Origin of the sequence: Verminephrobacter aporrectodeae subsp. tuberculatae At4, from assembly GCF_000193225.1 — a bacterium.
In the GTDB taxonomy this organism is placed as follows: Bacteria; Pseudomonadota; Gammaproteobacteria; order Burkholderiales; family Burkholderiaceae_C; genus Acidovorax; species Acidovorax aporrectodeae.
Genome location: NZ_AFAL01000266.1, coordinates 1 through 529 on the forward strand (window position 1 = coordinate 1; position 529 = coordinate 529).

Annotated in this window: 1 protein-coding gene; it reads left to right on the forward strand. The window is 71.5% G+C overall.

What is annotated here, in order from left to right; translation table 11 throughout:
• Positions 1–529 (forward strand): substrate-binding domain-containing protein (locus tag VTU_RS0106350; protein WP_010102254.1); only part of this gene is annotated, 529 nt, incomplete at both ends.

The window sequence follows — 529 nt, forward strand, 5'->3', positions numbered from 1 at the left end:
GAGCGCGACCCGGAGCTGATCGGCTTGATCGACGCCATGTCCATGCCGGTCGTTCTGTACGACCGCGAGATGCCGACCGCGCGCACGGACGCGGTGCTGTTCGATCACGTCAGCGGGGTTCGCAGCGCCTGCACGCAGCTGTTCGCGCTCGGCCACCGCCGCATCGCGCTCGCGCTCTGGGACGCCGACAGCCGCCCGGTGCGGCGCCGCACCGAGGGCTACCGCGCGGCCTACCGCGCCGCAGGAATGGAGCCTCCTGCGCTGATCCTGCGCCAGCCGACGGCGACGAGTTCGGTCTTCGACGACCTGCTGCGGCTGCTGAACGCGCCCGACCCACCGAGCGCGCTCATCGCCCAGGGCACGCACACCCTGGTCAGCGCGCTGCGTGCGCTGGCGCACGCGGGGCTTCGCGTCCCGCAGGACTTCTCGATCATCAGCATCGGTGACAGCGACTTCGCCCAGACGCATGTGCCGGCGATCAGCGTGCTGCGCACGAACGCCGGGCACGTTGCCGCGCAGGTCCGATGCA